Source organism: Arachidicoccus sp., from assembly GCF_050436765.1.
In the GTDB taxonomy this organism is placed as follows: Bacteria; Bacteroidota; Bacteroidia; order Chitinophagales; family Chitinophagaceae; genus Arachidicoccus.
Genome location: NZ_JBNQGD010000202.1, coordinates 1 through 4,973, shown reverse-complemented (window position 1 = coordinate 4,973; position 4,973 = coordinate 1). Strand labels below are relative to the sequence as shown.

At 38.9% G+C, this 4,973-nt stretch carries 2 protein-coding genes; both read left to right on the top strand.

Translation table 11 applies throughout. From position 1 onward, the window contains the following. Positions 1–83 precede the first annotated feature (83 nt). Positions 84–2,150 carry a beta-L-arabinofuranosidase domain-containing protein gene (locus tag ACQR30_RS08975; protein ID WP_429734196.1) on the top strand — a complete coding sequence of 689 codons (2,067 nt, stop codon included), beginning with the start codon at positions 84–86 and terminating at the stop codon, positions 2,148–2,150. Positions 2,151–2,171: 21 nt separating this feature from the next. Next, on the top strand, positions 2,172–4,415 hold the full coding sequence (locus ACQR30_RS08970) for a glycoside hydrolase family 2 protein (protein WP_429734194.1): 2,244 nt from the start codon (positions 2,172–2,174) through the stop codon (positions 4,413–4,415). Positions 4,416–4,973 lie beyond the last annotated feature (558 nt).

Below are 4,973 nucleotides of genomic sequence, written 5' to 3'. Positions count from 1 at the left end.
AGCACGTTGGCTTCCAGGCACGCAGTGTGGTAGGCGGTTATTTTATGAAGGTGCTAAACAATGAATTGAATAAATAAAGAAATATGAATAAATATATAAAATTTATTTGGGTTGGATTTGTTCTTGCTGCGGTTTGTGTTTTGGGGATCGGATGGCAAAGTAGCAAAGAAAGCGTAGAAGTGGTAAGTGTAAAAATGCCGCCGGTGACGACAGTAAACAGTTTTTATGTCAGCAATAGAGCGCCGTTAAAGCCGCTACGTTTTATAAAATTACCGATTGGGAGTATTGAGCCTACAGGTTGGGTGAAGAAATATTTGAATCTGATGAAAAATGGTCTTACCGGGCATCTGGGGGAGATAAGTGCGTGGTTGGAAAAAAAAGACAATGCTTGGTTGAGCAAAGATGGTAAAGGCAGTCATGGTTGGGAAGAAGTGCCCTATTGGTTAAAGGGGTATGGAGATATGGCATATCTGCTCAAAGATTCCTCAATGATTGCCGAAACTAAGATCTGGATAGATGCAGTGTTGGAAAATCAGCAACCTAATGGGTATTTTGGTCCCATTAATATTCAAAATGGGAAACCCGATTTATGGGCTAATATGCTGATGCTTTGGTGCATGCAATCTTATTACGATTACAGCAAAGACAATCGTGTAATGCCTTTTATGAGTAAATATTTTCAATGGGAACTTAACCTCCCAGATAGTATGTTCTTAAAAGATTACTGGGAAAATAGCCGGGGCGGGGATAATTTATATAGTGTTTATTGGTTGTATAATCGAACGGGTGATACCTCTCTTTTACGTTTGGCTAAAAAGATCCATAAAAATACCGCCGATTGGGAACAAGCTAATAAGTTGCCCAACTGGCATAATGTGAACATCGCCCAATGTTTTAGAGAACCGGCAACTTATTACCTGCAAACAGGTGATTCTAGCGATTTAAAAGCGACCTATAACGATTTTCATCTGGTACGGGATATTTACGGGCAAGTTCCGGGAGGAATGTTTGGTGCAGATGAAAATGCCCGAGAAGGATATGTAGATCCGCACCAAGCGGTGGAAACTTGTGGTATGGTTGAACAAATGGCTTCAGATGAAATGCTGCTGCGTTTTACCGGAGATCCTTTGTGGGCCGATAATTGCGAAGATGTAGCCTTTAATACATTCCCCGCTGCAGTGATGCCGGACTTCAAATCGCTACGTTATTTAACGGCACCCAATATGGTGGTGAGTGATAACAAAAATCATAGCCCGGGCATTGAAAATAGCGGACCTTTTTTAATGATGAATCCGTTTAGCAGCCGTTGTTGTCAACACAACCATTCACAAGGCTGGCCTTATTATGCCGAGAATTTATGGATGGCGACGCCAGATAACGGTTTGGCAGCTGTGTTATACAACGCTTGTAATGTCACTGCTATGGTGGGTAAAGGCACGCAAGTTACTTTTGAGGAAGAAACAAAATATCCTTTTGAAGAAAATGTAAGTTTCACTATAAAGTTGCGAAATAAAGCAAGCTTTCCCTTGTATTTGCGTATTCCAGGTTGGTGTAAAAATGCAAGTATCAGTATAAATGGAAAAAAGTCTCTTATTGATTTAAGGCCCGGTGCTTATGGTTGTATCGATAGACAATGGAGAAATGGTGATAAAGTGATTTTGCGATTACCTATGAAAGTTACTTTAAGAACTTGGGCAAAGAATAAAAATAGCGTAAGTGTCAATTATGGTCCACTTACTTTTTCCTTGAAAATAAACGAGCGTTTTGTGAAGGAAGATAGCCGTGCATCTGCTATTGGCGATTCGCATTGGCAGCCCAATGCAGACGCCAGTAAGTGGCCTGCATATAATATTTATGCAGCCAGTCCTTGGAACTATGGTCTCGATTTGACCGCTTCCGGCGATGTATCTGATTGGAAAGTAGTGCATAAAAGATGGCCAGCAGATTCCTTCCCTTTTACACCGGACAATGTGCCTTTGTATATAAAAGTAAAAGCCAAACAAATACCCAATTGGACAATTGATGCCAATGGTCTTTGTGCCGTTTTGCCCGAAAGTCCTGTTAGTGTAAAGACCAAAGAGGAGGAAGTAACGTTAATACCAATGGGTGCTACCCGTTTAAGAATTTCTTCTTTTCCGATAGTAAAATAATTTTCTTAAAAAATTGAATTGATGAATAAGATAAAAAATATATTGACCATTGCGATCATAGGTCTGATATTACAAGGTGCTCAAGCACAGAGTTGGACACCCAAAAAAGCAACTTTGATGACTCGTTTTAGCAAAAATGTACATCCGGATAATGTATTACCGGAATATCCAAGGCCACAAATGGTACGTAAAGATTGGTTAAATTTGAATGGTGTATGGCAGTTTCAACCAGGCATAAATGCAGATGAAGCTTTTCCAAAAGGCAAATTGGCAAGAACTATCCTAGTGCCTTTTCCTGTAGAATCTGCTTTGTCTGGTGTAATGGAACATCACGAAAGATTGTGGTATAGAAGGACTTTTAATTTGCCGGCAAGTTGGAAAGGCAAAGAGGTACTACTTCATTTTGGTGCAGTAGATTTTGAATCCGAGGTTTTCATTAATGGTAAAAGTATAGGTTCTCACAAAGGGGGCTACGATCCTTTTAGTTTTAATATTACTCCTTATTTGAACACCGATGAGGCGCAAACCATTACCGTAAAAGTTTATGATCCAACCGACAAAGGAGGATTTCCTAGAGGTAAACAGTCTCTGCATCCTGGCGGTATTATGTACACTTCGACCACAGGCATTTGGCAAACAGTATGGTTGGAGCCGGTAGCAAAGAATAATATTAAAAGTATCAGAATGGTACCTGACATAGATAAATCGGTACTTAATCTTACTGTTAATACTAATGGGAGTCAAGCTACATCTGTAGAAATAAAAATTAAAGACGGCAATAAAACTGTGAAGTCTTTTACAGGAAATGCCAATGAAGCACTTTCGATTCCCGTACCTAACGAAAAACTTTGGTCGCCAAGCCATCCATTTTTGTATAATTTAGAAATCTCTTTAGAAAAAAATGGACAGCAATTAGATAAAATAAATAGCTACTTTGGCATGCGCAAGATTGCTTTGGCCGATGATCACGGTTTTAAGAAACTTTACTTAAACAATAAATTTTTATTTGAATTAGGCCCTCTTGACCAAGGTTTTTGGCCTGATGGTATTTATACAGCGCCAACAGATGCGGCTATTAAAAATGATTTGTCTACGATCAAGAAATTGGGTTTTAATATGATTCGTAAGCACATAAAGGTAGAGCCTTATCGGTGGTATTATTGGGCAGATAAAATGGGATTGCTTGTATGGCAAGACATGCCTTCGGCTAATTCTTATACAAGTCATACACCGCCAGTTGACAAAGCAGAGTTTAAGTCGGAGTTAGAACGCATGGTGAAAACACACTGGAACGCTCCAAGTATTGTTATGTGGGTCATTTTCAACGAAAGTCAGGGTCAACACGATACAAAAGAGTTGGTACAAATGGTTAAAAACCTGGACTCTTCTCGCTTGGTAAACCAAGCGAGTGGTGGCAGTCATTTTGGCGTGGGAGATGTTTTTGATATTCACAGTTATCCACCACCCGCAGCACCTGCTAATAACCATTTTCAGGCTTTGGCTTGTGGGGAATATGGCGGTATAGGTTATGTAGTTCCAAATCACATTTGGAAAAAGGCCCCGACGTATATTATGATGAAAAATGTAAAAGATTATACTAATTTGTATAGTGAATTTGCGAGAGACCTGGAAATATTTAAGACCAATGACGGCTTAAGTGCAGCCGTCTATACAGAAACCACTGATGTAGAAAGTGAATTAAATGGCCTGATGACTTATGACAGAGCTGTCATAAAGGTGCCGGTAGATAAGATACGAAAATCAAATTATGACGCGATTCACCAAGATTTATATCTTACAACTATTTTGCCTACATCAGAAGGATCAGGGAGAAGCTGGCAATATACTTTAGATAAACCTAACGCAGAAGAGTGGTATAGCGAAAATTTTGATGCATCGAATTGGAAGACTTCGCTGGCAGGTTTTGGTACCCACGGTGAAAAAAATGTGAAGACGGATTGGACTACTCATGATATTTGGCTGAGGCAATCATTTTCATTGAACGATTTATCAAAAGTGAATCGTAAAAATTTGATATTAAATATTTATCATGATGACGCCTGTACAGTTTATATAAATGGTGTAAAGGCCGCTGAATTAAGTGGTGCGAATGCCGGATATACAATTACCAGCATGAGTGAAGCAGCACAAAATGCCCTTCATTTAAATGGTAAAAATATAATTGCTATTCATTGCCATCAAGATGGAGGTGGCCAATATATAGATGCTGGAATTTCGTTAATAAGCAATTCTAAACAGAATTGAATTAGTTTATGAACGTATTGACATTACTGGAATTGGTCTTGGTGGCTTAAAAGAAATCTACCACAAAATACTATAGTAATGAGTGGATAAACCAACACCTCTACGGCAAGGAAGTGATGAAGAACTTACTAATGAGGGGAAGATGGTCGCCGACAAGAGGGCAAAAAAATTATGAAAATTTAGAGCGTCTTTTTGCTACGCCATTTAGGTTTTTCTGCCCTCCTTTCTGAAATTATGGCTTTATCAAAGACTACGGTATCTTCCACTCAAACAATCAAAATTTTGAGCGATGATATTATTGCAGCTGTCTTGCAAGTTCAATAATTGATTAGATTCATTTTTAAAGTCTCGTCGGTCCGGTATGGACATCGGTCTTTGTGAAGTGCAATCATATGTCCTATTGTATAGTTACCGGCTATATAAGTTTGTCCCGAAATTTTTTCTGTTAGAGTAGTGCACTTCGTCTATTTTAAACATTCAAAAGATCTAAACTTAGCGTTTCAATCCAGTCCATACCTTTAGTGTCAGGTAGGCATAATTGAAATGCTAAGCAATTCT

Excerpts from the sequence above, each read along its gene's own strand:
- ACQR30_RS08970 (WP_429734194.1), top strand. The coding sequence starts at position 2,172 with ATGAATAAGATAAAAAATATATTGACCATTGCGATCATAGGTCTGATA.
- ACQR30_RS08975 (WP_429734196.1), top strand. The coding sequence starts at position 84 with ATGAATAAATATATAAAATTTATTTGGGTTGGATTTGTTCTTGCTGCG.